This is a genomic window from Pusillimonas sp. (assembly GCF_044464525.1).
GTDB lineage: Bacteria > Pseudomonadota > Gammaproteobacteria > Burkholderiales > Burkholderiaceae_B > Pusillimonas.
Genome location: NZ_JBIQLE010000005.1, coordinates 60,896 through 87,854 on the forward strand (window position 1 = coordinate 60,896; position 26,959 = coordinate 87,854).

At 60.6% G+C, this 26,959-nt stretch carries 27 protein-coding genes; 19 read left to right on the forward strand and 8 right to left on the reverse strand.

Annotated features, from left to right (window positions below):
- Positions 1–109: 109 nt before the first annotated feature.
- The 12 genes from accB to ACIY1O_RS04335 all read left to right on the forward strand — a co-directional run bounded on the left by accB (position 110) and on the right by ACIY1O_RS04335 (position 11,386).
- Positions 110–598, forward strand: a complete 489-nt coding sequence (gene accB / locus ACIY1O_RS04280) for an acetyl-CoA carboxylase biotin carboxyl carrier protein (RefSeq protein ID WP_397473845.1) — start codon at positions 110–112, stop codon at positions 596–598.
- A gap of 9 nt (positions 599–607) precedes the next feature.
- Positions 608–1,966, forward strand: a complete 1,359-nt coding sequence (locus ACIY1O_RS04285; RefSeq protein WP_397473846.1) for an acetyl-CoA carboxylase biotin carboxylase subunit — start codon at positions 608–610, stop codon at positions 1,964–1,966.
- A gap of 8 nt (positions 1,967–1,974) precedes the next feature.
- The gene (locus ACIY1O_RS04290; protein ID WP_397473847.1) at positions 1,975–3,468 is read left to right on the forward strand and encodes a hypothetical protein; all 1,494 of its coding nucleotides are present in this window, start codon (positions 1,975–1,977) and stop codon (positions 3,466–3,468) included.
- Positions 3,465–4,307 carry an HAD-IIA family hydrolase gene (locus ACIY1O_RS04295; RefSeq protein WP_397473848.1) on the forward strand — a complete coding sequence of 281 codons (843 nt, stop codon included), beginning with the start codon at positions 3,465–3,467 and terminating at the stop codon, positions 4,305–4,307. The genes ACIY1O_RS04290 and ACIY1O_RS04295 overlap by 4 nt, the downstream gene beginning before the upstream one ends.
- Positions 4,308–4,351: 44 nt before the next feature.
- On the forward strand, positions 4,352–5,593 hold the full coding sequence (locus ACIY1O_RS04300; RefSeq protein WP_397473849.1) for a Tm-1-like ATP-binding domain-containing protein: 1,242 nt from the start codon (positions 4,352–4,354) through the stop codon (positions 5,591–5,593).
- A 133-nt stretch (positions 5,594–5,726) separates the two neighbouring features.
- On the forward strand, positions 5,727–6,953 hold the full coding sequence (locus tag ACIY1O_RS04305; RefSeq protein ID WP_397473850.1) for an amino acid ABC transporter substrate-binding protein: 1,227 nt from the start codon (positions 5,727–5,729) through the stop codon (positions 6,951–6,953).
- Positions 6,954–7,080: 127 nt separating this feature from the next.
- Positions 7,081–7,956 carry a branched-chain amino acid ABC transporter permease gene (locus ACIY1O_RS04310; protein ID WP_397473851.1) on the forward strand — a complete coding sequence of 292 codons (876 nt, stop codon included), beginning with the start codon at positions 7,081–7,083 and terminating at the stop codon, positions 7,954–7,956.
- Positions 7,953–8,906 carry a branched-chain amino acid ABC transporter permease gene (locus ACIY1O_RS04315; protein ID WP_397473852.1) on the forward strand — a complete coding sequence of 318 codons (954 nt, stop codon included), beginning with the start codon at positions 7,953–7,955 and terminating at the stop codon, positions 8,904–8,906. The genes ACIY1O_RS04310 and ACIY1O_RS04315 overlap by 4 nt, the downstream gene beginning before the upstream one ends.
- Positions 8,903–9,628 carry an ABC transporter ATP-binding protein gene (locus ACIY1O_RS04320; RefSeq protein ID WP_397473853.1) on the forward strand — a complete coding sequence of 242 codons (726 nt, stop codon included), beginning with the start codon at positions 8,903–8,905 and terminating at the stop codon, positions 9,626–9,628. The genes ACIY1O_RS04315 and ACIY1O_RS04320 overlap by 4 nt, the downstream gene beginning before the upstream one ends.
- The gene (locus ACIY1O_RS04325; RefSeq protein ID WP_397473854.1) at positions 9,621–10,331 is read left to right on the forward strand and encodes an ABC transporter ATP-binding protein; all 711 of its coding nucleotides are present in this window, start codon (positions 9,621–9,623) and stop codon (positions 10,329–10,331) included. Before ACIY1O_RS04320 ends, ACIY1O_RS04325 begins: the two co-directional genes overlap by 8 nt.
- A gap of 73 nt (positions 10,332–10,404) precedes the next feature.
- The gene (locus tag ACIY1O_RS04330; protein ID WP_397473855.1) at positions 10,405–10,992 is read left to right on the forward strand and encodes an NUDIX domain-containing protein; all 588 of its coding nucleotides are present in this window, start codon (positions 10,405–10,407) and stop codon (positions 10,990–10,992) included.
- A 112-nt stretch (positions 10,993–11,104) separates the two neighbouring features.
- On the forward strand, positions 11,105–11,386 hold the full coding sequence (locus tag ACIY1O_RS04335) for a peptidylprolyl isomerase (protein ID WP_397473856.1): 282 nt from the start codon (positions 11,105–11,107) through the stop codon (positions 11,384–11,386).
- Here ACIY1O_RS04335 and ACIY1O_RS04340 read toward each other — a convergent pair.
- Both ACIY1O_RS04340 and ACIY1O_RS04345 read right to left on the reverse strand, forming a co-directional pair.
- On the reverse strand, positions 11,367–11,588 hold the full coding sequence (locus ACIY1O_RS04340; protein WP_397473857.1) for a DUF903 domain-containing protein: 222 nt from the start codon (positions 11,586–11,588) through the stop codon (positions 11,367–11,369). The genes ACIY1O_RS04335 and ACIY1O_RS04340 overlap by 20 nt on opposite strands.
- Positions 11,589–11,597: 9 nt before the next feature.
- A complete protein-coding gene (locus ACIY1O_RS04345) occupies positions 11,598–12,434 on the reverse strand; it encodes a M90 family metallopeptidase (RefSeq protein ID WP_397473858.1) in 837 nt (278 codons plus the stop codon).
- Positions 12,435–12,542: 108 nt separating this feature from the next.
- Here ACIY1O_RS04345 and ACIY1O_RS04350 point away from each other — a divergent pair, with 108 nt between their 5' ends.
- The 7 genes from ACIY1O_RS04350 to ACIY1O_RS04380 all read left to right on the forward strand — a co-directional run bounded on the left by ACIY1O_RS04350 (position 12,543) and on the right by ACIY1O_RS04380 (position 21,465).
- On the forward strand, positions 12,543–13,202 hold the full coding sequence (locus tag ACIY1O_RS04350; protein ID WP_397473859.1) for a thiopurine S-methyltransferase: 660 nt from the start codon (positions 12,543–12,545) through the stop codon (positions 13,200–13,202).
- An 83-nt stretch (positions 13,203–13,285) separates the two neighbouring features.
- Positions 13,286–15,379: a TonB-dependent receptor domain-containing protein gene (locus ACIY1O_RS04355; protein WP_397473944.1), complete on the forward strand. Its 2,094-nt coding sequence runs from the start codon at positions 13,286–13,288 to the stop codon at positions 15,377–15,379.
- Between the two features lie 67 nt (positions 15,380–15,446).
- Positions 15,447–16,055, forward strand: coding sequence for a transglycosylase SLT domain-containing protein (locus ACIY1O_RS04360; protein WP_397473860.1), 609 nt, complete (start codon positions 15,447–15,449; stop codon positions 16,053–16,055).
- An 81-nt stretch (positions 16,056–16,136) separates the two neighbouring features.
- Positions 16,137–17,081 (forward strand): dioxygenase family protein, encoded by a 945-nt coding sequence (locus ACIY1O_RS04365; RefSeq protein WP_397473861.1) that lies wholly within the window; start codon positions 16,137–16,139, stop codon positions 17,079–17,081.
- Positions 17,082–17,131: 50 nt separating this feature from the next.
- The gene (locus ACIY1O_RS04370; RefSeq protein WP_397473862.1) at positions 17,132–17,701 is read left to right on the forward strand and encodes an NnrU family protein; all 570 of its coding nucleotides are present in this window, start codon (positions 17,132–17,134) and stop codon (positions 17,699–17,701) included.
- 210 nt (positions 17,702–17,911) lie between these two features.
- Positions 17,912–20,131 carry a TonB-dependent receptor gene (locus ACIY1O_RS04375; RefSeq protein ID WP_397473863.1) on the forward strand — a complete coding sequence of 740 codons (2,220 nt, stop codon included), beginning with the start codon at positions 17,912–17,914 and terminating at the stop codon, positions 20,129–20,131.
- 80 nt (positions 20,132–20,211) lie between these two features.
- The gene (locus tag ACIY1O_RS04380) at positions 20,212–21,465 is read left to right on the forward strand and encodes a PepSY-associated TM helix domain-containing protein (protein ID WP_397473864.1); all 1,254 of its coding nucleotides are present in this window, start codon (positions 20,212–20,214) and stop codon (positions 21,463–21,465) included.
- 16 nt (positions 21,466–21,481) lie between these two features.
- On the opposite strand, the gene ACIY1O_RS04385 is transcribed toward ACIY1O_RS04380, so the two are convergent.
- From ACIY1O_RS04385 to ACIY1O_RS04410, 6 genes are all read right to left on the reverse strand, one after another.
- Entirely contained in the window at positions 21,482–22,078 is a 597-nt protein-coding gene (locus ACIY1O_RS04385) for an acyloxyacyl hydrolase (RefSeq protein WP_397473865.1), read from the reverse strand.
- 91 nt (positions 22,079–22,169) lie between these two features.
- Positions 22,170–22,496 carry a hypothetical protein gene (locus tag ACIY1O_RS04390; protein WP_397473866.1) on the reverse strand — a complete coding sequence of 109 codons (327 nt, stop codon included), beginning with the start codon at positions 22,494–22,496 and terminating at the stop codon, positions 22,170–22,172.
- 111 nt (positions 22,497–22,607) lie between these two features.
- Positions 22,608–23,507 carry a helix-turn-helix domain-containing protein gene (locus ACIY1O_RS04395; protein WP_397473867.1) on the reverse strand — a complete coding sequence of 300 codons (900 nt, stop codon included), beginning with the start codon at positions 23,505–23,507 and terminating at the stop codon, positions 22,608–22,610.
- The gene (locus tag ACIY1O_RS04400; protein ID WP_397473868.1) at positions 23,504–24,190 is read right to left on the reverse strand and encodes an orotate phosphoribosyltransferase; all 687 of its coding nucleotides are present in this window, start codon (positions 24,188–24,190) and stop codon (positions 23,504–23,506) included. Before ACIY1O_RS04400 ends, ACIY1O_RS04395 begins: the two co-directional genes overlap by 4 nt.
- A gap of 35 nt (positions 24,191–24,225) precedes the next feature.
- Positions 24,226–25,680, reverse strand: a complete 1,455-nt coding sequence (locus ACIY1O_RS04405; protein WP_397473869.1) for an aspartate ammonia-lyase — start codon at positions 25,678–25,680, stop codon at positions 24,226–24,228.
- Positions 25,681–25,693: 13 nt separating this feature from the next.
- On the reverse strand, positions 25,694–26,950 hold the full coding sequence (locus tag ACIY1O_RS04410) for a hydantoinase/carbamoylase family amidase (RefSeq protein ID WP_397473870.1): 1,257 nt from the start codon (positions 26,948–26,950) through the stop codon (positions 25,694–25,696).
- Positions 26,951–26,959: the final 9 nt, after the last annotated feature.

A 26,959-nucleotide genomic window follows, 5' to 3' on the forward strand; every position in this document is an offset into this window, starting at 1 on the left:
TCGACTCAAAGGCGGTTTATTCGCCTTCAGCCCTTGGCGCCGCCGTGTTTCATCTTGCCATTTCTCGCCCGTCGCGCCTCATCGTCGTGGGCGACCCGGAGTTCCTCTCATGAGTTTCACCCACGCAGACGTACAGAACATCATCCAGTTGCTGGACGCATCGCATTTTGACGAACTGGTGCTGGAAATGGACGGCATCAAGCTCGAGCTGCGTCGCGGCGGGGCGGCTGCGCAAGCTGCAGCGCCCACCGCAGCCCCAAGGGCCGAGGCCGCCTCGTTGCCTGCTGCGTCAGCGGCCGACGTTTCGCCGGCGCAAGCCCCGTCCACTGCGGCAACACAGCCAACGGCAGCGACCGCCGGCTTGCAGGAAATCCGCGCCCCGATGCTGGGCACTTATTATTCTGCGCCCAAGCCGGGCGCGGCCCCTTTTGTTTCGGTGGGCGACCGGGTCGAGGCGGACACCGTGGTGGGCATCATCGAGGTCATGAAACTGATGAACTCCACTTCCGCCGGCATTAGCGGCGAAATCGTCGAAGTCCTGGTCAAGGACGGCGACCTGGTCGAGTACGATCAGCCTCTGATGCGGGTACGCGCCTAAGGAGCCGGCATGTCCATACAACGCGTACTGGTCGCCAATCGCGGAGAAATCGCAGTGCGCATCTTGCGCAGCCTGCGCCAGCAAGGCATCGAGTCGGTACTGGCCGTTTCCACCGCCGACCGCGACGGCATGGGTGCGCGCCTGGCCGATCGCGTTGTGTGTATTGGTCCAGGTCGGGCCACCGAAAGCTATCTGCAAATCGGCACTTTGATCCAAGCTGCGCTGGGCACCGGCGCACAGGCCATCCACCCCGGCTACGGCTTTTTATCCGAGCGGGCCGAGTTCGCCCAGGCCTGCGAAGACAACGGCATTATTTTCATCGGCCCCACCGCCGAACAGATACGCCGCGTGGGCGACAAGCTCGAAGCGCGGCTCATTGCTCAACAAGCCAAGGTTCCCATCACGCCCGGCGGCCCGGTCGGCACACTGGATGAAGCGGCGGTCATGGCCGAAGACATTGGCTATCCGGTGCTGATCAAGGCGGTGGGCGGCGGCGGCGGTCGAGGCCTGAAGCGGGCCGATACCCCCGAACAGCTGATCAAGCTGTTCGAGCTGGCCAGCGCCGAGGCGCAAGCGGCGTTCGGCGACGACCGGGTCTACATCGAAAGCTTCGTCACCCAAGGACGGCACGTCGAAGTACAAATACTGGGTGACGGCCAACGGGTCATCCATTTGGGCGACCGCGACTGCTCGGTGCAGCGGCGCTACCAGAAACTGATCGAAGAAGCGCCCGCGCCCAGCCTGCCCGACGATATGCGAGCCGGGCTGCATGAAGCCGCCCTGCGCTTCGCCCGCCACATCGGCTATCGCAACGCAGGCACCATTGAGTTCCTGGTCGACGTGCCCAGGCAGCAATTCTATTTTCTTGAAATGAATGCCCGCATCCAGGTCGAGCATCCGGTCACCGAACAGGTTACGGGAATTGATCTGGTCGCACAGCAGTTGCGCATCGCGAATGGCTTGCCGCTTGACCTGTCGCAAGATGACATACACATACGTGGGCACGCCATCGAATGCCGCATCAACGCCGATGACCCCGACAACGATTTCCGCCCATCGCCGGGCCGCATAAGCGACGCGCACTTTCCTTCCGCCGAAGGAGTGAGGGTCGACACCCACATCGAAGCCGGCGCCTTCGTTCCGCCCTTTTACGATTCAATGATCGCCAAGGTGATCGCCGTGGGCGCCACCCGCGACGAAGCGCGGCGTCGGTTGGCGCAGTCCCTGGCGCAAACCCGGATCGAAGGCGTAAAGACCAATATCCCGCTGCACCGCATGGTGCTGGAAACCCCCGAGTTCATCGAGGGCGGTGTGGACACAAACTTTCTGGGACGCAAGCTGGCGGAAGCCGGCGGCGTCATCGCATAGGCCGCAGCATGAAGCACGACTCCGTACAATTTATCGACACCTCCGTCCGCGATGGCAACCAAAGCCTTTGGGCGGCCACCGGGCTGCGCACCGGCATGATGCTGCCCATCGCGCCCGCCATGGACGAGGCCGGCTACCATTCGATCGATTTCAGCACCAGCACCCACATGGCGGTTACAGTGCGCTACCACAAGGAAGACCCTTGGGAGCGTCTGCGCCTAATGAAGCAACGCCTGAAGCGCACTTCACTTACCTTTCTTTCGACCGGCCTTCGATTCATTTCGTGGGAAACCGCTCATCCGGAATTGATGGCGCTGTCGTACAAGCTTCTGGTAAATAACGGCATCGAGCGCTTCATGGTGATGGACCCCATGAACGCGACCCAGGCCGTCATCGACAATTGCCGGGCCATGCACAAGGCCGGCGCATCTGAAATTGTCGGGGCATTGGTCTATACGGTAAGCCCCATCCACGACGACGCATTCTTTACCCGCATGGCGGCCGACTTGGCCGCCCAGCCCTTCATCGATCGCATCTATCTGAAAGACCCTGGCGGCCTGCTTACCCTCGACCGCGCTCGCACCTTGCTGCCGGCCATCAGGCAGGCCATCGGCGGCAAGCCCCTTGAGCTGCATTCGCATTGCACGATAGGCCTGGCGCCATTCACCTACGCCGAGGCGCCCGATCTGGGCGTGGGTACCTTGCATACGGCCGCGCGCCCGTTGGGCAACGGCACCAGCCAGCCCACCGTGGAAAGCGTGGTCAACAACCTGCAAAGCCGGGGCATTTCGCACAACCTCGACCTGGACGCCGTGGCCCGGGTCAGCGACTGGTTCGAAAAACTGGCCAAGGCCGAGGGCCTGCCCATAGGCGTGCCGCAGCAGTATGACGAGCGCTATTTCTCGCACCAGTTGCCGGGCGGCATGATAGGCACCATGATGCGCCAACTGCGCGAAATCCGGCAAGAACACCGGCTGCCCGAAGTCTATGAAGAGGTTAGCCGCGTGCGGGCCGAACTGGGCTACCCCATCATGGTGACGCCTCTTTCGCAGGTGGTCGGCACGATGGCCGTGATGAACGTGCTGGCGCCGGAGCGCTACGCCAATGTGCCGGACGAAGTCATCCGCTATGTCATGGGCCGCTTCGGCACGCCTTCGGGCGACGTCGACGCCAACGTACGCGATCGCATCGCACAACTTCCGCGCGCCCGCGAACTGATGGCCCAGCCACCCATGCCCGATGTCGCCGAGTTGCGCAAGCGCTTCAGCCCGCATATTTCCGACGAGGAATTCCTGCTGCGTGCCGTCATGCCCGCCGACCAGATAGACGCCATGGTCGCGGCCGGCCCCTGCCGACAAGACTACAACCCCGTGACGGCGCCGATTGAAACGCTGATCAAATCGCTTTCAGAACGGCCCGACCTGACCCACGCACACATCGAACGGGAAGGCTTCAAGATCGATCTTCGCAGCCACGCCCATCGGAATGGAGAATCTGCATGACTCGCGCCAGTTCGCCTTTAAGCCTGGACACCTTGGCAAAAGGCTACATTTTCGACATCGATGGAACATTGGCCCTGGCCGACCGCCATCTCAGCGGCTATGAGGCCTTGCCGGGCGCCATCGAACTTATCGAGCTGCTGCAAGAGCGCAAGACTCCCTTTGTGGCGTTCACCAACGGCTCCACCAAGACGCCGACGCAGTTGTCTTCGGCCCTGAAGGCCGCGGGTTTCAACATTCCGCCCTACCAGGCGCTGACGCCGCCCTCGGTGGCCGTGTCTCTATTCAAAAGCAAAGGGTACAAACGCCTGCTCGTTCTGGGAACCGAGGGAGTCTGGCGCCCCCTGGCCGATGCCGGCCTGGACATCGTGGTCTCGCCTGAGCGGGCCGACGACGCCGACGCAGTGCTTATCGGCTGGTATCCCGAATTTCGCTTGGCCGATCTCGAGGCCGCCTGCCGCGCGGTCTGGAATGGCGCGGGCCTCTACACAGTTTCGACCGCACCATTTCTGGCAAGCCGCGAAGGCCGCACACTGGGAATTTCGGGCGCACTGACGGCCGCTGTATCCAGCGTCACCGGCGCGCAGGCCACGATCGTCGGCAAGCCCGCCGCAGCGGCCTTTGAGGTGGCACGGTCATTATTGGGCCTGCATGCCCAGGAGATCGCCATCGTGGGCGACGACTTATCACTTGAAAACGCCATGGCACACGAAAACGGAGCCATTTCGGTAGGTGTGCACACAGGACTGGCGTCGCCGCAAGAGATCGCCGACCTGCCGGCCAAATTGCAGCCTCACTATTCTTTGGCCGGAGTCAACGAGCTGCTGGCACTGATACGTTGACACGACGCGCCTAAAACAAAACATAGCTTCACAGGAGACAACACATGGAAAGCAAAGCCAGAGTCCTGCTCATAGCCACCCAGGACACCAAATCAATCGAAGCGCGATTCATACGCGAACAGCTCGAAGCGAACGGGGTCGAGGTAATACATCTTGACCCCAGCATCCGCAAGGAAGTCACGCCGGCGGCGGAAATTCCGCCGTCCGAAGTGGCAGCCGGGGCAGGCAAGACCATACAAGAAGTACGCGATCTGAATCATGAGGGTAAATGCCAGGAAGCCATGACTGCGGGAGCCATCAAGGTGGCGCAGGAACTGCACGCTCGTACACCGCTAAGCGGCATCATCGCAATCGGCGGCTCGATGGGCAGCGCCCTGGGCAGCGCAGTGCTGCAGACCTTTCCTTACGGCTTGCCCAAAGTGCTTATCTCGACGATGGCCTCCGGCTTCACGCGGCCATTCATAGGCGCGCGAGACATCATCATGTTCAACCCGGTTACCGATATTGCCGGCCTCAACACCATTACGCGCACCGTGTTTGGCAACGCCGCCATCGCCACTGCGGCGATGGCCAAGGCTTACAAGCCCTACACGCGCGAGCCGCGCCCTGTAGTGGCAATGGGCACCTTGGGCACCATCGACCGTTGCACGGTGCGGGTACGAAAGAAACTTGAAGAACAAGGCTTCGAGGTTCTGGTGTTCCACACCCTGGGCACAGGCGGCATGGCGCTGGACCAGTTTGTGTCCGAGCGCGACAACGTAGTGGCGGTGGTGGAAACCTCGGTGAACGAGCACAACGATTTCCTGAACAACGGTATCACCAGCGCCGGGCCCGACCGCTCTAAGGCCGCACTGAAAAAAGGCCTGCCTGTCATCTTCGCGCCGGGAAACGCCGATTTCATGGTGTCCGGCCCCATCGACATGGCGCGCCAACAGTTTCCCGGGAAGCGGTATCACTTGCACAACTCTGCCTTGACGGCGGTGCGCACCGAGGCCGAAGAACTGCACAAGCTGGCTGCCCACCTGGGCGGCCTGATAGCAGATGCGAAGGGTCCGGTGTCGTTCTTTGTACCGCTGCAAGGGTTCTCGCATCACGACAGCCCTGAAGGCCACCTGCACGACCCATCGTTGTGCCCGGTGTTCTTTGATGGGGTTAAAGCTAGTATGCCCGAATCCGTAAATGTGGCAAAGTTTGACTGCCATTTGAATGACGAGCAGTTTGCCGATGCGCTGGTAGAAGAAGTTCTTCGTCTCGTAGGCCGGCCCGAAACTGTAGCAAGCCAATAAGAATAATATGCATAAAATAGGTTATCATGCTTAAAAATTCACAAAGCATGCTTTGACAAATTGGGCGCCGGGGCAGCGCCTGCATTTGAAACGAATAAAGGCCCACAAACCCAACTGGTTGGAGACTACTTCTATGAAGTTCACAAAATGGACATCCGCCCTAGCCGTCGCGCTAGGTTTCTCGCTCGGGCTTGCCGCCCCCTCGTTCGCTCAAGACAAGGCGCCTGATGTTATCCGCATCGGCTACGCTCTTGCCAAAAGCGGCCCCAACGCTCCCGGCGCTGACACCACTGTAAGACCCAATTACGAAATGTGGGTCAAAGACATCAACGACGCCGGCGGCCTGATGCTTAGCGCCTACGGCAAGCGCGTACCCGTTGAAGTCGTCCAGTACGACGACCGCTCCAGCACCGAAGAAGCCGTTCGCGCCATTGAACGCCTTGTCACCCAAGACAAGGTCGACCTTCTGCTGCCGCCGTGGGGCACCGCCACCAACCTGGCCGTGGCTCCCCTATTCATGAAGTACGGCTATCCGCAGGTCAGCGGCACCAACCTTACCGCCAAGGCCGACCAATTCGCAAAGCGCTGGCCCACGCAGTTCTTCCTGCTGGGCAACGCCGGCACCTACGCTGAAGTGCTAATGGACGTTCTCGATCAGGCCCGCAAAGACGGCAAGATCAACGACAAGGTCGCCATGATCGCCGTCGCCGACGGCTTCGGTGTCGAAACTTCCACTGCCACGCGCAAGGCTGCGGAAACGCATGGCTTCGATCTGGTCATCGATAAATCGTATCCGTTGGGCACCACCGACCTGTCGTCGCTGCTTAATGAGGTAAAAGCATCCGGCGCCGACACCTTCATCGCCTGGTCCTATCCGCCCGACACCATCCTGGTTTCCGACCAGGCCCGCGTGGCCGGCCTGAACCCCAAGGTGTTCTACACCGGTGTCGGCACACAGTTCCCGTTCTTCCTGGGTAAATACGGCGCCGAAGCCATCGAAGGGCAAATGAGCCTTGGCGGCATCGACGGCACCTCGGATAAAGTCAATCAGTATCGCGCCCGTCACAAGGAAGTTACCGGCCGCGACGCCGACTACTGGGGCAGCATCAACAATTACGTCGGCCTGCAAATGCTGCAGCAAGCCATCGAGCGTGTAGGCAAGATCGACCGCGAAGCCATCACCAAAGAGCTTCAGTCGGGCACCTTCGATACGGTACTGGGCGATGTCAAGCTTGAGAACAACCAGATCACAGGCATTTTTGTGGTCGGTCAATGGCAAAACGGCGTGTTCCAAGGCATCGGGCCCACTGACCTGAAGGGCGCCCAACCGGCCATCATTCCCAAGCCGGCCTGGAAATAATCCAACTCCAGGCCGGGCCTGCAAGAACGCAGGCCCGGATGCTGCGCCGGCTCTTGCCGGCGCAGCATGGTTGTCATGTATATGAAGCGCCCGGAAATCTCCGGGCCTACTTCACCGGGGGAATTACATGCTCGTCGTTGAGCTCACCTTAACCGCCCTGACGTTAGGCGGTTTGTACGCGCTGATTGCCATGGGTCTGACCCTGCAATATGGCGTGGCCCGCATCATGAACCTCTCGCACGGCGAGTTCATGGTTGGTGCGGCATTTCTGGCGTACTGGCTGGTCACCAGCCAGGGCGTGCATCCACTGTTTGCTCTGGCCATCGCATTGCCCATCGGGTTTGTGCTGCAGTGGCTGGTCTACCAAATTCTGCTTACGCCCCTTGTCAAGCGCGCGCCGTCGGCAGCAGCGCTCGAGGTGGACAGCATCCTTGCCACCTTCGGCATCTTGTTCGTCGTGCAGGGAATCATACTGGTGCTGTTCGGAGGCGAATACTACAGCTACGGTTTCCTTACCTCGCCCGTCACCATATTGGGGGCCAACGTCGCAGCCAACCGCTTGCTGGCGGCCGGTGCCGCCATCGTCATCGGCTTGCTCGTCTATTTTGTGTTGGTGCGCTCACGGTGGGGCGCGGCGCTTCGTGCCATGGCCAATGCGCCGCAGTTTGCCCATCTGGTGGGCATCAACCCCCGAGCCATGGCCGCGTTTGCATTCGCACTGGGCGGAGCCCTGGTAGTCGGGGCCGGCGTGCTTATCAGCATGTTCCTGTCGTTCAGCGCGTCGATGGGCGTGGCCTTCACCATGAAGGCCCTGGTTATCGTCATCATGGGCGGCGTGGGTAACGTATTGGGCTGCTTGCTGGCCGGCCTGTTGCTCGGCATCGTTGAAACCCTAGTCTCCAGGTTTGTCGACCCGGGCCTGACCATGGCGGCCACTTTCACCATTTTCTTGCTGGTGTTGCTACTTAGGCCCCACGGTATCTTCGGGAGGGCTACACGATGAAGCGAACCACGCTTTCTCCCGGTTTCATCCTTGTCGTCATCGCGCTTGCGGCCGTAGCGGCCTTGCCGTTCTTCGTGCAAAGCGCGTATTTCATATCCTATTCCATCAACGTACTTCAGTACGGCGTGCTGGCAACAGCCTGGACCCTCTTCTCGGGCCCCACGCGCTATATTTCGCTGGCCACCACGGCCTTCTTCGGCATTGGCGCCTACACCGTCGCGGTTTTGTCCGAAACCCTGCCCTGGTTCGCCGTGCTGGGCGTGTCCGGGCTCATCGGCATTGTGCTGGCGCTTATCGTAGGGCTGTCGACACTGCGGCTTTCGGGGGTGCACTTTGTCATCTTCACCTTTGGCCTGGCCGAGCTCGTCCGCCAACTGGTTACCTGGTACGAAGTCAACATCACACGTGTCATTGGCCGCTACATATTCCTGGACATCACCCAGGAACAAATCTATTGGCAACTGGTGGCATTGCTGGCCTTGGTGTTGCTGACCGCCTGGCTGATACAGCGCTCCCGTCTCGGGCTGGCGCTGCGGGTCATCGGCGAAGACGAACTTGTTGCACGCCACCTGGGCATGAACACCACGCGCGCCAAGGTAATGCTGTTTGTCATCAGCGCCACCTTCATGACCCTTGTGGGCGCCGTCATGTCGCCACGCTGGACATACATCGATCCGGGCATCGTGTTCAATCCCACTGTGTCGTTCCAGGTGCTCATCATGGCGCTGCTGGGCGGCGTCGGCCACATCCTCGGGCCGTTGGCGGGAGTCATCCCGCTTACCGCGCTGTTCGAGGTCTTGTCGGCCAAGTTCCCCAACCATTTCTCCATACTGCTTGGCGCGGCCTTCTTGATCATCGTGTATCTGGTGCCCAACGGCATAGTCGAGGTGCTGCGTAAATGGCTGCGGCCGCGCACCCGCAAACAACCCACGCCCGAGGCCACGCCATGACCCTGCTCAAGATAGAAAACCTCAGAAAATCGTTTGGCGGCCTCAAAGCGGTGGATGGTCTCAGCTTCAGTGTCAACGAGGGTGAGGTCCTGGGCTTGCTTGGGCCGAACGGCTCGGGCAAGACCACCGCCATGAACCTCGTCTCGGGCGCCCTTAAGGCCGATTCGGGCAGTGTTCGGCTCGGCTCCGACGAACTGGTCGGCCTGCCCTCATACAAAATCGCCCGCCTGGGCGTAGCGCGCACCTTTCAACTGGTGCGGGTGCTGGGCGGCATGACGTGCATCGAAAACGTACAGGCCGGCATGGCCTTCCGAGCCGATTCCCTGTTTGGCCAGGCGGCCGCCCAAGAGGCGCTGCAACTGCTCGACCTGGTGGGCCTGCGCCACGCCGCCGACATCCCCGCCGGCGACATGACCTACATCGACCAGAAACGGCTCGAGCTTGCCCGCGCCCTGGCGCTTAAGCCGCGCCTGCTGTTGCTTGACGAATGGCTGGCCGGGCTCAACCCGACTGAACTGCAGGTTGGCATCGAGCTCATCCGCCAGTTGCGCGCTCAGGGGCTTACCGTCATCCTCATCGAACACGTAATGGACGCGGTGCGCTCGTTGTGCGACCGCTGCGTAGTCATGTTTGCCGGCGCCAAACTGGCCGAAGGAGAAACCAGCCAAGTTCTGTCCCAGGAAGATGTCATCACCGCCTACCTCGGAGCGCCGCATGCTTGAAGTCAATAATTTATCTGTTCGCTATGGCAAGCACCTGGCACTCGACAACGTCGCGCTACAGGTCAATCCAGGCGAAATCGTCGTCATATTGGGGGCCAACGGGGCAGGCAAGTCGTCAATGTTGCGCGCCCTGGGTGGCATGCTGCGGCCACAAAGCGGGGCGGTGGCCACGCTTCAGGGCGCCGATCTGTTCGGCATGGCGCCTCACCACTTGGTCGAACATGGCTTGGCGGTTGTGCCCGAGGGGCGCGGCATTTTTCCCGAACTTAGTGTGCGCGACAATCTCAAGCTTGGTGCGCTCAACAAGCGCGCACGCGCTCTTGAAGAAGAGAACCTCGCCCGGGTCCTTGAGCTGTTCCCACGCCTGGGCGAACGTCTCGATCAGCGCGTCGGCACCATGAGCGGAGGCGAACAGCAAATGGTGGCGGTGGGGCGCGCCATTATGTCCGCCCCAAAAATCCTGCTGCTGGACGAACCCTCTTTGGGGCTGTCGCCTTTAATGTGCCAAGAGCTGTTCCGCGCCATCGAGCGTGTACGCGAGCTGGGCGTCGGCGTGCTGATGGTCGAGCAAAACGCCAACCTCAGCCTGGCCATATCCGACCGAGGCTACCTGATCGAAACAGGGCGCATCGTCGGCGAAGGCACGGCGGCGCAGCTACGCGAAGACCCTGCGGTGCAACGGGCTTATCTCGGCTCGCATTAAAAGGGGGTTCAAAGTGTATCCCCAGGCGCAAGTGTTAAGCTAAAACGCACTTTTCACTGACCATCGATCGATCATGGCCTCTGACGCCGACCACCATCTGATAGAAACTGCTGTCCAGTCTGAATCCGTCTACGAAGGCCACTTTCTAAAAGTGCGCCGCGACGCGGTTCGCCTTCCTGATGGCGCGACCAGCCACCGTGAGTACATCATCCACCCCGGCGCCGTGGTGGTGATACCGCTTCTGAACGATGGCTCGGTCCTGATGGAAAGGCAGTATCGATATCCTATCGGCCAGGTCATGACCGAATTTCCCGCCGGCAAGCTTGATCCCGGCGAAGACCCGTTGGTTTGCGCGCGCCGCGAACTGCACGAAGAAACGGGCTATACGGCGAGCCAATGGGCCCATGCGGGCGATCTGCACCTGGCTATCTCGTATTCGACCGAAGTGATTCATATCTTTTTTGCGCGGGAACTCACGCAAGGGCGCCAACAGCTTGACCAGGATGAGTTTCTTGAGGTGATCACCATGCCTGTGGATGAACTGCTGCAAGGGTGCCGCGACGGAAGAATCACCGACGCCAAGACCCTCACCTGCACACTATGGTTGCAAAATGTGCTGACGAAAGAATGGAAGCTTGATTGGCGCGATGTAAACGCATGAAACCAGGCGGGCAAGCGCCACAAACGCCCGGCAAAGTGCGTTACTCTGTTAAAACCGCTTGGTAATCCAAGTAACTGCACGCAATTTCAATCCATCAAGGAGCACACTACTTATGGCTCAAGCCTCAGCCCGCCACATCCTCGTCAGCACGGAAGAAAAAGCAAACGAACTCAAGACATCCATTCAAAACGGCGCCGACTTCGGTCAGGTAGCCAAAGAAAACTCAAGCTGCCCTTCCAGTCGCGACGGCGGCAACCTGGGCACTTTCGGCCGTGGCCAGATGGTTCCCGAATTCGACCAGGTCGTGTTCAGCGCCCCCGTCGGTGAAGTGCAGGGCCCCGTCAAGACGCAATTCGGCTATCACCTGGTCGAAGTCACCGACCGCCAGGACTAAACCGGCAACAACAAAAAAACGCCTGCTCAACTGCACAGCCCGGTAGTTGGATATTGATCCGACTACCGGGCTGCAGTTCATTGAGAGGCTTATTGATGTGCGACTCGTTGCCGTCACGCTCATAAGTGATGAAATCCTTGTCGTCGTCCACCTCGGGACGATCACCCGTTACGATGGTCTGGCCACCCCTACACGGAAGCAAGCTCCTTGCCTAGCCAAAGCGCTTGAGCGGATCCTGGCGATAATACTGCGCCAACAGCCCATACCATTCAGGCATGGCATCGGCCAGCGGCTGGGGCTGCACAAAAAACGCCTCGGAACTTACCGCGAAGAATTCCGCTTCATCGGTTGCTGCGTAAGCGTCCAACGGCAAACGGTCATACCAGGGCGCCGCCTCGTCGCTTTCGGGGTCGACATGTGGCGGGATGGCTTCTTCCACCACGTCCAGGGCCCGGTTGAACTGCTCGAACGAATTGTCCAGTATGCGTTTCCAATGTCTGGGATCGATATGGGAGTGTGCTGCCAGGCTGGGCATGCCATCGGCCTGGCCGGCGTACAGATCAAGCTTGTGCGCAAACTCGTGTATGACTACATTGACACCTTCATCGCCGGCGCGCGAAAGATCATCCCACGACAGAATGACCGGCCCGCCTTCCCAGGCTTCGCCGGACGCCTCCATCATGTATTCGTGCACCACCCCGCTTTCGTCCATGTCGCTGCGCGGAATGAGAAAGCCGCCCGGATAGACAATGATCTCCGTCCAGCCTTCATAAAGCCGGGTATCGAGTTGCAGTATGGGAAGCGCTGCCTGGATGGCGATGGAAAGCATCATGGTGTCGGAAACAACCAAGCCGCCCGCGCCGCTGAAAGACTTGCTGGCAAGCAGCCAGGCGCTACGGACACGCAATGCCTCTTCTTCATCGGCCGTCAGGCCGGTCAAAAAAGGCAGGCCCCGGACGACAAGCCGCCAGTCATCGTGAGAGATACCCGCCAAAGTGCGCGCCACATCGCGCTTTCTTGCACCCCGGCCGGCCAGCCATCTGAACATGTCTGATACCAACTGAGTGAACGCGTCGCTGATACTACCATAGGGTCCTTGCCGACCCCGTTGTCTACAATGGCCCAAACCCAACCATTACAGCAAGGAATCAAGCTTATGGACGCCGAATTCTGGCTCGGACGCTGGCGCGAAGGACGCACCCATTTTCATCAGGATCAGGTCATGCCGCTGTTGTGCAAGCACTGGCCAGGGCTACAGATTGCCACAGGCTCGCGCGTGCTCGTACCCCTGTGCGGCAAATCGCTGGACATGCCTTGGCTGGTTTCGCAGGGCTTTCGCGTGCTGGGCGTGGAACTTTCTTCACTGGCCGTCGAGCAGTTTTTCGCAGAGCATGGCCTCAAGCCCGTCACGCATGAATCCAGCCAGGGGCGGCACTACGTCGCCGGCGACCTTGAACTCATCTGTGGCGACATCTTCAACCTTGATGCACAAACACTTGCAAGCTGCCAGGGCGTTTATGACCGCGCCGCTCTTATCGCCCTGCCCGCCGACATGCGGCAGGCCTACGTCGACCACGTGTACAACCATCTGCCCGAAGGCTGCGAAGGCTTGCTGATCACCTTGGACTATCCGCAAGAGCAGATGGACGGCCCGCCGTTCTCGGTGCCCGAGAAGGAGGTTCAGGCTTTGTTCACCGCACGCACTCGGGCCAGTGAAATCGAAAGACGCGACATTCTGCGGGACGAGGAAAAATTCCTGCGCAGCGGCGTGCAGCGGCTCGACACCGTGGTGTATAGATTGCAAACGGGCCGGTGAAAGCGCGACGGAGCGCCTCCTGGCGAGCGTCCGCCGCATGGGTCGTCCTGTGCAGGACGCCAGGCCTGTTCCTGGTCTCTGCGATGGTCTTTCTTGCACCGGCTCCAAGCCTGGCGCAGGCAGCCGGCCCGCCTTCCCAGGTGGACGCAGTCACGCTGGAGACGGTGAAGGTATCGGCCGCCCTGATGGAGCAGCCGCTGTTCGACACGCCGGCCTCGGTCGACCGCATCGACGGCCAATGGCTACGCACCGCCGCCATGCAGGCGGATCTGTCGGAACGGCTTGATCACGTGCCCGGCGTGCTGATCCGCAACCGGTACAACCATGCGCAGGATCTCCAGCTTTCTATACGCGGCTTCGGCGCACGCTCCACCTTCGGCGTGCGCGGCGTACGCCTTTACATCGACGGCATACCCGCCACCATGCCCGATGGACAAGGCCAGACTTCCAATATCGATATCGCTTCGGTCGATCACATCGAGATCATGCGCGGGCCGTTCTCGGCGCTGCACGGCAACTCGTCGGGAGGCATCGTGCAGGTGTTCACCGAGAAGGGCGAGGCTCCGGCCTCCTTGTCCGCCGATTTCGCGGCGGGCAGCCACGGACAGTTGCGATACGGCTTGAAAGCCGGCGGAGCGCCAGACGACGGCGCATTCGACTATCTGGTCAGCGCCAGCCGGTACGAGACCGACGGCTTCCGCGAACACAGCGCCGCGCGCAAGAACATGACCAACGCACGGCTGGGCATGGCTCTGAACGACCGCGACCGGTTGACGCTGTTCGTCAACAGTGTCGACCTGCACGCCGACGACCCGCAAGGCCTGGAATACGACGAAGCCATGAACACGCCGCACAACGCTGCGCCCAGCGCCATGCTCTACAACACGCGCAAGACCGTTCGCCAGTCTCAGGCCGGCCTGCTCTACGATGTCCGGCTGAACGACGACAACGATTTACGCCTGATGGCCTATTACGGCCAGCGCAAGACAATGCAGTTTCTGGGCATCCCGAAAGCAGCGCAAATTCGGCCGACCCACGCCGGCGGCGTGATCGACCTGGAGCGCGAATACGCCGGCCTGGACCTGCGCTGGACCTCTCGCATGACGCTGGCGGGCCGGCCTTTCACCCTTGCGGCCGGCCTTGCCTACGACACCCTGACCGAAGACCGGCGAGGCTACGAGAATTTTGCCGGCGACCGGCTTGGAATCAAGGGCGCACTGCGCCGCGACGAAACCAACAGGCTGCGCAACATCGACCCCTATCTGCAAGCTTCCTGGAACCTCTCGGAAAGATGGGCGCTGGAGGCCGGGGCGCGCTATAGCGACATAAGCTTCCAGTCGCGCGACCATTACGTCACGGGGCATAACGGCGACGACGGCGGCGCCATCCGCTATCAGCGCCTGCTGCCGGTGGGCGCCCTGCGCTACCGAGCGGCCGACAACCTCAATCTGTATTTTGCGGCGGGCCGCGGCTTCGAAACACCCACCTTCAGCGAGGTTTCCTACCGGCCAGGCGGCTCGCCCGGCCTCAACCTCGGGCTTGCGCCTTCGAGCAACACCAGCATCGAGGCCGGCGCCAAGGCCCGCCTGGGCTCCGGCCTGCTTACCGCCGCCCTGTTCCAGACCCGCACAGAGGACGAAATCGTCGTCGCGCAGTCGGAAGGCGGCCGAAGCAGCTATCGCAATGCGGGGCGGACACTTAGAAACGGCTTTGAGATTAGCTGGTCGGCCTCGTGGAAGCGTCATGGCCAATGGCTGGTCTCCTATGCCTGGCTCGACGCAACGTACCGCGACGACGTACCCGGGGCCGAAGCGGACGCCGACAGCATCACGGCGGGCAACCGCCTCCCGGGCATTGCGCGCCATACTGCTTTCGCCTCCCTGAGCTGGGCGCCGCCCATGGGCTGGCGAGCGGGCATCGAAGGCCGTTATGTTGGACGCATCCATGCCAACGACGCCAACACGGCGACCGCCCCCGGCCATTTCACTGCTTCGGCGCATGCCGGCCATGCCTGGCAATTGGATAGCTGGCGCGTCGAGCTTTTTGCCCGCCTGGACAACCTGTTCGACCGGCGCTATATAGGCTCCACCATCGTCAACGCCGGCCAGGGCCGTTATTACGAGCCCGCTCCCGGACGCACGTGGACGGCGGGCCTTTCGGCCGTGCATGAGTTTTAAGGGAAACGGGCCGCAATCGCGAAGACAATATGAAATGAACCGGACGCATACCAGGAGAAGAACATTGATGCGCTCACCGTTGCCCCTGCCGGCATTGCTTTGCCTGGCATTGGCGGGCTGCGCCACCGTGCCGCCTTCGAGCCCCGAAAACCTGTGCCAGATCTTTCGCGAGAAGCCCGCCTGGCACAAGGCAGCCCTTGCCACCGAAAGAAAGTGGGGCGTGCCGCCGCAGGTGCCGATGGCCATGATGTACCAGGAATCGAGCTTCAGGCACGACGCCAAGCCTCCGCGCTATTACTTTCTGGGCTTCATTCCCTGGGGCCGGGTCAGCTCGGCCTACGGCTATGCCCAGGCCAAGGACGAAACCTGGGCCGATTACAAGCGCGAGGCCGGCGGATGGTTCGCCAGCCGCGACAACTTCGGCGACGCCATTGACTTCATGGGCTGGTATATCAGCAAGTCGCAACGCCTCAACGGTGTTTCGAAATGGGATGCATACGGACAATACCTCAATTACCATGAGGGCTGGACAGGCTATCGCAATCGCAGCTACGACCGCAAGGGCTGGCTCAAGAATGTCGCCGGCCAGGTGCAGGCGCGGGCCGAGCGCTTCGGCGCGCAATACCGAAGCTGCAAGAGTTCGCTCGGCCGGGGCGGGCTGTTCGGGCTGTTCTGACTATTTGTCATTACCGGCTTCCCAGCCATTTCCGCTTATTCGAGCCATTCCCAAGTCGGGCCATTTCCAAAGAGACAAGCCATGATCATCGGTACACAGCAAGACGTTACCCAAGCCGTACTCGACGAGCTCAATCGCGCGCCCGACGCTCGTTTCAAAGAGCTGATGTCGGCGGCGGTGCGGCATCTGCATGACTTCGCCCGCGAAACCAGGCTTACCGAAGCCGAGTTCCACAAAGTGTGCGCCTATGTGGCAAGGCTGGGGCAGCTAAGCACTGCGTCCCACAACGAGGTCGTGCTGGCCGCCGGCTCTCTGGGCCTGTCCTCGCTGGTATGCCTGCTTAACAACGGCGACCATGGCAACACCGAAACCACGGCCAACCTCATGGGGCCGTTCTGGCGCATGAACTCGCCCGCTACCGAGAACGGCGGCTCCATCGTGCGGTCTGAAACACCCGGAGCACCCGTTTTCGTCGACGCCTGGGTTCACGATCAAGACGGCAAGCCCGTGGCCGGCGCCGAAGTCGACGTATGGCAGGCTTCGGCCGACGGTTTCTACGAAAACCAGGACCCTACACAGGCCGACATGAACCTGCGCGGCAAGTTCACCACCGATTCCGAAGGCCACCTCTGGTTTCGCACCGTCAAGCCGGTGGGGTATCCCATTCCCGTATCGGGCGTGGTTGGTGAGCTGCTGCGCGCTCAAGGCCGGCACAATATGCGGCCGGCCCACATCCATTTCATGATCCACAAGCCCGGCTTCAAGACGCAGTTTTCGCAAGTGTATTCGTCGGACGACCCCAACCTGGAAACCGATGCGCAATTCGGCGTGACCCGCGCCCTGGTGGCCGACTATGTGCCGCACGAAAACGAGCCGGCCCCCGCCGCCGACGTAACGGGACTGTGGTACACACTGAAGAGGCATTTCATCATCGAGCCAGGCGAAGCAAGCCTGCCCAAGCCGCCCATCACGGGCAAGGCCGAAGGCCCCCGCCCCGAACGCGCGGTGCTGCAGCGGTCGAAATAATTGCAAGTACACAGAGTGCAATATGCACCAATATCCCACGGAGGCGCCCCATGTTGATCCTTATCATCGGCTTGATTATTTTTCTAGGCATACATTCGACAGGCATCGTCAAGCCCCGGCTCGCACCCCGCATGAGCGCACGGCTCGGCGAGCACGGCTGGAAGGGCCTGTACTCGATCATTGCCATCATTGGCCTGCTGCTCGTCATCTACGGATACGGACTTGCGCGCCAAGCGCCCTCGATGGCCTATATTCCCCCCGCCGGGCTGCGCCACCTGACCCACCTGCTGATGCTGCCGGTTTTCATCCTGCTTTTCGCCACATATTTTCCAGGACGGATCAAGTCGGCCGTCCGCCACCCCATGCTGTGGGCGACGATATTGTGGGCAGTGGCACACTTGCTGTCCAACGGCAGTTGGGCCGACGTCTTGTTGTTTGGCGGCTTTCTGGTGTGGGCGATTGCCGATCTCATATCCATGTCGAAGCGGCCGGCCAAGGCCATCCCCTCGGTATCGGCGGGCCGCTTTAACGATGCCGTCTGTATCGTCGGAGGCCTGGTCGTCTACGGACTATTCGTCGGTTTTCTGCATCGCTGGCTTTTTGGCGTCGCGCCGATGTAAGCCAGGCGGGCGATAAAGCGAAGGGCGGTTGGCCGGCGGCCGCCACTTGGCCAGGTATTTTGCGACTTCATGACAACAGTTGGCTACGCGCCTCTTTACAGGCCGCCCTCTTCGGATTAATAATAATTGTTCTCATTCTAATTATAGAATCGAAACACTTTTTCCGCAGACTTCCATACGCCGGTAAAAGTCATGAGGGGACCAACCAATATGTCTAGGGCCACTTATTTTCCGTGGGCTAATCCAATGATGCGTGCGCATTCGCCGCTGCGTTACGCCACCGGCGGCACACTATCCGTGTTACTGGCCTGCTCTTTTCCGGTGCTATTGCAGGCCCAAACGGTCGCCACGCCGCCGACCACGATGCAGGCGATCACTGTTACCGGCTCCGCGCCACTGAACAACGATACCCCGCCAGCCTATGCCGGCGGCCTTGTTGCGCGCGGCGGCCAGGCGGGCGTGCTGGGCAATATGGACTACATGGATATGCCGTTCACGCAGACCAGCTACACCGCCAAGCTGATCGAGAGTCAGCAAGCACGCACGCTGGGGGACGTTCTGAAGAACGATGCGTCGGTCCAGACGGGCCTGGGTTTCGGCAACCAGGCAGAAAGCTTCGTCATACGCGGGCTGCCGCTGTACAACGACGACCTTTCCTTCAACGGGCTGTACGGCATATTGCCGCGCCAGATCCTGCCCACCGAAATGGTCGAACGGGTTGAGGTATTCAAGGGCGCCAGCGCCTTCCTGAATGGAGCGGCGCCTGGCGGCAGCGGGCTCGGAGGCCTGATCAATATCCAGCCCAAGCGCGCCACGGATGATCCACTTACCCGCGGGACACTTGATTACACAAGCCGTGGCCAGGTTGGAGGCGGTGTGGACATCGGGCGGCGCTGGGGCGAAGACAATCGCTGGGGCATCCGCGTGAACGCCGCATACCGCGACGGCGAGACCGAGGTGAGGGATTCCGACATGCGTTCCACAGTCGGCGCCGTGGGGCTGGACTACCGAGGCGACAAGCTGCGGGCGTCGCTGGATGCGGGTTATCAGCGAGTACGTTTCGACCGGCCCCGGCCCAATGTGAACCTGTCCGGCCCCGTCCCCGATGCGCCCGGCACCGACGTCAATTATGGGCAACCCTGGAGCTATAGCGACCTGGAAAGCACGTTCAGCGTTGGCCGCGTCGAGTACGACCTGGCTCCGTCCTGGACAAGTTATGCAGCCATTGGCATAAGCCGCGACAAAGAAGACGGCGTGTATTCCTCCGTGACGGTCGACGGCGCAGGCAATGGCACGGCGGGAATGCTGGAAGTGCCCTACCAGCGCGATACGGTCACAGGTGAAATCGGCTTGCGCGGCGAGTTCGATACGGGCAGCGTGGGCCATCGGGTGAACCTGGCCTATTCGGCCCTGAACACGACTGCACGGCAAGCATGGGAGATGGCATTCAGCGATCTTCCCGCCATCAGCATTTATGAACAAAGCTCGGTTCCCCGGCCGGCGACAGAGCTGTCTGGCGGCGACATGGACGATCCGAACATTTCCCGCCGCACGCAGCTTCGCAGCCTTGCCCTGTCGGACACCTTGTCCCTGCTGGACGGCGATGTCCTATTGACCCTGGGCGGACGCTACCAGGCGATTACCGACAACGGATACGACATCACCACCACCGAGCAGGAAGCCCATTACCATGAGGCCATCGTCACCCCGGCTGTGGGGCTGGTGGTACGGCCGTGGGATACGGTTTCGTTGTATGCCAACTACATTGAAGGCCTGACACAAGGCGGAGTGGCTCCACTCGAAGACACCACCAACCCCGGAGAAGTGCTGGCCCCCTACCGCACCAAGCAATTCGAAGCCGGCGTGAAGGTGGATCTGGACAATCTGGGCGGCAGCCTGGGAGTATTCCAAATTCAAAAACCTGAAGCCTATACTGACCCCGCAACAGGCGTATTCGGGCTCAACGGCAAGCAACGCAACCGAGGCATAGAACTCAATATCTATGGCGAACCGATCAAAGGCTGGAGGCTTACGGGCGGGGTTACCTATATGCAGCCGAAGTTGCGCAATACCGCCGGCGGACTCAATGACGGCAACAATGCAGCCGGAGTGTCCCGCTTTATTGCCGTGATGGGTTCAGAATGGGACGTGGGCGCACTACCGGGCCTTAGCCTTCAGGCCCAGGTCCGCCATCAGGGTGGTCAATACACCAGCGCCTCGAACGAGTACAAGACAGCCAGTTGGACTCGTCTTGATCTTGGCGCCACTTATCGCACCCAGGTCTCGGGGCATAATATGACTTTGCGCGCGGCTGTGGACAACGTTACCGACCGCCGCTATTGGGCTACCGTCGGCACCATAGCCGCAAATGGCTCCCTTACCCAGGGGCGCGGCCGCATCTTCAAGCTGTCGATGTCAGCCGACTTCTAAAGACACACACCCCGTGGCCGGCTCGCGTAAAGCTGCGCGATACCGGCCACGACCCCATTCTTGTAAAGGCTTTTCTCTGAATGCGCGCTGCCTGCATATTGATTCACCGCTGGCTGGGCCTTTTCATCGCCCTGTTCCTAATCGTCGCCGGCCTGACCGGCGCAATCACTTCATGGGACCATGAAATCGACGAGTGGCTGAACGCCGACATCATGAAGGTCGACAGCCGCGGCCCCATGCGTGACCCCATCGAGCTGGCCGCCCTGGTCGAAGCCTCCGACCCGCGCGTGGAGGTAAGCTATATATCGCTTGCGCTGGAAGAGGGGCATGCGGCCAGTTTCCTGGTTCGGCCGCGCATCGACGACACCACCGGACAGCCCTACGCGATCGATTACAACAACATCTTCGTCGATCCCGTCACCGGAGACATCACCGGCCGACGCGACTCTCAAGCAGCTTCTTTTGCCCGCCGCAGCCTGATGCCCTTCGTGCGCAACATCCACGAAAGCCTCCACATACCCGCCTTCTGGGGCACCGACCGCTGGGGCTATTGGCTGATGGGAGGCATCGCCCTGATCTGGCTGCTCGACAGCATGGTGGCGTTCTACCTTACCTGGCCGCGCCGTCTGCGCGACACCGCCACGCAGCACCATCGCCATCGCAAGCCCGGACATTGGTTCGCCCGCTGGAAACCCTCGTGGCTGGTGCGCTGGACAGCGGGCGGTTTCAAGCTGAATTTCGACCTGCATCGCGCGGGCGGGCTTTGGGTATGGGGCATCATACTGGTGGTGGCGTTCACGTCCTTCTCGCTCAACCTGTACAAAGAAGTGTTCTACCCCGCCATGTCGCTGGTTTCACAAACCACCCCCGGCCCCTACGAAACACAAACGCCCGCGCCCTACGGCACGCGAACAGTTCCCAAGCTGAGCTTCAAGGAAGCGGTGGACATCGCGCGCGACGAAGGCCGGCGGCGCGGATTCGAATTTCCGCCGGCCGGAATCTACTATGGCGGCGGCTACGATTTCTACAACGTATCGTTCTTCGACCCCTCCGACGAGCTGGGAGCGTCGGGCATGGGCCTGTCAAACCTGTACATAGATGCCCAAGATGGATCGGTACTGGGCCAGCACCGGCCGTGGCACGGCACCACGGCGGACGTCTTCGTCCAGTTGCAGCTTCCGCTGCACTCCGGGCGCATCCTGGGCATGTCTGGACGCGTCATGATGTCAATCATGGGGCTGATCGTGGTGATGCTGTCCATCACGGGCATCATCGTCTGGGACCGCAAGCGCCGGGCGCGCCGCGCCGCAAGGCTGCAGGGCGGCCACCACTGAAACCCCGGCGCAAGCCTTAAAACTGATAGGTATACGAGGCTTCGATCAGGTCTAGCCCCGGATTGGGCGTCTTGATGCTGGCGTTCGAGACATGGGTGTAGCGCAAACCGAAGCGATGCACCTCGTCGACCACGATGCCGCCGCCGATATGCGAGGTGAACTGGAAGCGGGTGCTTAGCTCTTTGCCGGCAAAATGCGCACGGCTCAGCAGCGAGGGCCCGACCCCCAGCTCAAAATAATAGGTGTCGCCCGGCCACCAGCGCACCACGGGTACGACAGCGACCTGCCACATGCTGTCGGGGTCTCTTCGGTCGGCCTTCCAGTATCCGGCGCCCAGCTCAACGCTAAGATCGAGCCGGCCGCTGTTTTCAAACGGATAAGTCCACAGAGGCGGGGTCTCGTACGCCAAACCGAAGCGCTGGTACTTGGAATGGTAGCCGTATTGCAGGGAAAATCCCTGGCCCGGCGTGGCGGTTGCACTATGCGATGTGCGGGCATCGCGCACGGATTGCGCTTGCGTTGGAGAGGCGGCAAACAGGCAAAACGCCAATGCCGCCGAAATAGAACCCGCCCGCTTCCACGCGAAGCAAATAGGCGTATTGATGTCAACCATTGTTGTTCTTCCTGGAATTGGGGCCTGAAACCGTAGCAAACAATGTGCCACTGTCGATTCCCAGCAATCGTTCCCGGTACTGCGTAGGCGTTTAGAACGCGTCGACCTCCCATTCGTACTCGACGGCCACTTGGCCCAGGACGCGCAAGCGCGCCAGCGGTTCCATGCCGAGTGCTTCAAGCAACCGGCGATTGAAGCCTTCAAGCGTGGCCTTGGCCCGATCGGCGAATTCTGGATCGACCGCCTGGTCTTCATATTTGATCACGTACGTTTGCGCCGCGACACCCACGACGAAATAGAGACCCGCATTATCGGGGTCTGATTTCATGAGCTCGAACGCCTCTTTGAAAAAGAGCTTGAACGAGTCGCTGCCGGACTCGGAACGCGCAAAACGCTCGGTGATTTCTTTGAACGTCATGTAATGATGGCTCCATCAGGACTAACTGAAAAACGACGGACGCAAAGTGCCGCGCTCGTACTTGAATGATAAACCTCTTATCGGCAAACCGCTTTCCGGCCGGTCGGCGGCCTAGCGGCCGGCCAACAACTGCCTGAGGCGGCGAGCGCCGGATTTTCCCTTATAGGCATGCCGCCACAGTTTGGAGATCATATTCTCGTATAAACGCAGGGCCTGCGGCGATTCAATGACGGTGGCGATGCCATTGCGTACGTTGGGCAGTTCCCCCAGCCTGAAGGGGCTGACCGCCAACGCTTTCTTGCGGCCCATGGTGAACACCTGGAAGGTCGAGGCCGGCATCGAGTCGTCAACAAGGCCGATCTGCACATGCAAGGGCTCGCTTTCCATTAGTTCGGCCATATGCTCGACTTCGGCGCGCGCCGCCTGCTGACGAACCGTGCGCGTATGGGCCGGTAAATCAAGGCGGCCCACCAGGCCGTTCTGCAAGAATCGCTCGAGCTCGCGCAGCCCGACCAAACTGATCAAATGCGGTTTTCGTTGCTCGAACGACGCCTTGCGTTCGGCAATCAGGCGTATCAGTTCATCCACTTCTTTTTGCTTGAGAACACCGCCGGTTTCACGCGGAGTCGCCTCGAGCAACATCGAGCGCATGTGTTCCAGATACTGATCGGTGGTAAGCAGCAGGGATACGGGCTCGAAATGTGCGAAGATTCGGTCGGACCTTTGCTCGAGCTGCCTCATTCGCTCGAACAGGCCCATGGCGTTCGAGTAATACTCGATTTCAACCCCGATCAAGGACGCCAACGAAGTATTCAGCAAGTGCGCCAGGCGCTCCAGCATCTCGATCTTGACGATTTCGCCTTTTTCCATCCGGTAGACGACAGCCCGCGAGACGCCCAGGCTTTGGGCGACATCGGCGGCCTGAAGGCCCGCACCAACGCGATAGGCGCGAAGCCGGTTGCCCAGCGATGCGTAGTCGATGGAAGACTTGAATGTACGTCTGGAACTCATGTGCCCATTTCTGGATAAGAAGCGCGTCCGCCACGATCACGAGACCAAGAGGCGGGGTCGTGCAGAAAGTCGGCCAACTCGTCAAGCACACGCGGTGGAAAGTCTTCCCGCTCGACCGCCACCGCCAGCACATCGCGCCATGTCGCCAGTGCATGTACCCTTACGCCCAGCGGCCCCAGCAGTTTTCCGGTGGGAAAGGTGTCGTAATCGAAAACGATGAACAAGTCTTCGACATGTGCGCCGCCGGCTGCCAAAGCCTGGCAGAACCGAAGTTTTGACTGCCCTCCAGCCATCATGTCGTCGACGAGCAACACCTTGGAACCCGGTTCGAGGACGCCCTCGACCTGGCTTTGCCCGGCCTGCTTCTTGCGAACGTACTGCATGGGAAGATCGAGCGCGTCGGCAAGCCAGGCAGCCAGCGCGATGCCGCTGGCCTCGCCGCCCACCACCGAGGCGATACCATCGACAGCCCCTTTGGCCGACAGCAGCGATATCGCGCGCGCAACCAGATCGCGGCGCAAGGCCGGGAACGAGATCAGGCGACGGCAATCGATATAGACAGGGCTGGCCCACCCCGAGGGAAGCCGAAAGGGCTCGTCTGTGCGCGCCGTGACGCACCCCGCGTCCAGCAAGGCGGCCGCAACGATCTTGGAGTCGGCGTCGGGCGTATGCTGTATGGTCACGATTTCTCCAGTTTGCGGAAATGACTTGCCGCCATTCAGCTAATGTCTTCCCCGATATGGGGCTGACTGGGTCGCGCCCTGTTGACCAGTTCGTAGACTCGCGGCTGCGTCAGCACTTCGTGGCACAGCGCGTCGTCCAGCTCGCTTTCCGTCATCAATTGGCGTCGCAGGATGACGTCTCGCACATTGGTGCCATTGGCGTAGGCTTCGGCAGCAACGGCCGTGGCGGCTTCGTACCCGATAAACGGATTAAGCGCCGTCACCAGCGAGATGGAGCGATCAAGGTTTTCCTTGAGACGATCGGGGTTGGCTGTAATTCCTCGCACGCATCGGTCGGCAAGCGTGGTGCATCCATTGGTAAGGTGCTTGAAGCTGCGAAACAGCGCATTGGCGATAATGGGTTCGAAGGCGTTGAGCTGTAACTGGCCGGCCTCGGCCGCCATGGTAATCGTGAGGTCGTTACCAATCACCTCGAAGGCGATCTGGTTCACCACCTCGGGAATGACAGGGTTTACCTTGCCTGGCATGATCGAAGACCCCGCCTGCATGGGCGGCAGGTTGATCTCGCCCAAGCCCGCGCGCGGGCCGCTGGACAGCAGCCGCAGATCGTTGCAGGTTTTGGACAGTTTTACGGCGATCCGCTTGAGGATACCCGACAATTGCACGAACCCCCCGCAGTCTTGGGTGGCTTCGATCAAATTGGGAGCGGTATGCAGCGACAGCCCGGTAATGCGGTTCAACGAGGCCACCGCTTTGGATGCATAGTCGGGATGAGCGGTAATCCCCGTGCCGATGGCGGTAGCACCCAGGTTGATCTCGCTGATCAGGCGCTTGGCCTCGTCCAGCCGGATGATGTCTTCTTCGAGCATCACGGCATAGGTGGAGAACTCTTGGCCTAAGGTCATGGGTACCGCATCTTGCATTTGCGTGCGGCCGATCTTCAGCATGGGCGAGAACTCTGCCGCCTTGGCATCGAACGCTTCGCGCAGGTGGCGCATGGCGGCCAACAGGCCATCCATGAAAAACAAGGTGGCAATACGCAAGGCCGTGGGATAGACGTCGTTGGTGCTTTGCGCCATATTGACGTCTTCGTTCGGATGCAGATGCATATACTGCCCCCGTTCGTGCCCCATAAGCTCGAGCGCCCGGTTGCAAATAACCTCGTTCGCGTTCATGTTGGTCGACGTACCCGCCCCGCCCTGGATCACGTCCACCACGAACTGCTCATGCAGCGCGCCTTGGCGAACTTCTTTGCACGCGGCCGAAATCACGTCGCATTTTTTTGTTGCAAGCAGGCCAAGGTCGGTATTTGCTTCGGCCGCGGCCTGTTTCACCGCGGCAAGCGCCACCACCAGTTCCGGAAACACCGATACCGGCGTGCCCGAAATCTGAAAATTCTCACACGCTCGCAGCGTATGTACACCATAATAGGCATCGACAGGAACTTCGCGCTCGCCCAATAGGTCGCGCTCGATGCGGAATGCACTCATAATTAAAAAACCTTCAGGATAATTGGTACAGGGCGTCCGCCAACACCTGGACGCCCAACATGAAATCGTCGATCTCCATCGCTTCGTGAGGGTTGTGGGAACCGTTCTGATTACGCACGAACAACATGCCGCTGGGTATGCCGATGTTGGCAAACAGCGACGCATCATGCCCCGCGCCGCTAGGAATCACCTCAAAGGGCACGCCGCGTTTTTCACTTGCATCGGACAGAATATCGCAGATTCGAGGGTCCATAGTAGCCGGTTCACTGAACACTCGTCGATCAAATTCGAATTTCACACCTCTTTCGCGGCTGATCGCCGAGCATTCCGCACGCATCAGTTGGTAAAACGCTTCAAGCGTATCGTTGCTTTTGCTGCGCACCTCGAAACTGAAACTGACCCGCCCGGGAATACGCGAAATAGAGTGTTCGGCCGGGTCGGTCTGGACGACGCCCACAGTTACCACAAGATCAGTGCCGCGCTCGAGCAGCACGCGCCAATGTTCGTCCAGCCGCATGATCAGGTCGGACACCGCAAACATGGCATCATGGCGCAGCCAGCGCGGCACCACTCCCGAATGTTGGGCGTCGCCCAGGCACTCGATGCGATTGTGCCGAATATTGCCGCGTATGCCCGACACCACCGCCACCGGCAGGTCTCGAGCCACCATGACCGGACCTTGCTCGATATGCAATTCCAGGTAAGCCAGGATGCTATCTATATCGACCAGAACCTCTTGCTCGCGAATGGCCGGGACATCGGCGCCCGCTTGCTCCATATACTGGGCCAGGGTGTCGCCGGTACTGCGGTGGACCAGTTCAAGGTCGGTGCTGCTTAATTTTCCCAACAGTGCGCTGGAGCCCATGTAGGCTTTGCCGAACCAGGCGCTTTCTTCGCCCCGAAAGGCAGCCACTCGCAATACAGGCAGTTGTTCTCCCCCCTGGCGTTGCCGCGCGATCAAGCACAACAGACCGGCCACGACCCCGGCCAGGCCGTCGTAGTTGCCGCCTTGGGGAACCGAATCGATATGAGAGCCCACCCATACGGCGGGCCGGCCGGCTGGGGTATCGGGCGGGCTGAACACTATATTGGCGGCCCGATCCACGTCGACCACGAGGCCCTCGGCCTCGGCCAGCCGGCTAAGATAATCGCCGGCGGCAGATTCGCCGCTTCCATAGCTTTCGCGCGTCACGCCCACGCCGTCGAACGACATTTCGCGGATGTCGTGAAAGATTTTTTCTGCCAGATCGCGGTACTGCATGATGTCCATCAGGTCTCC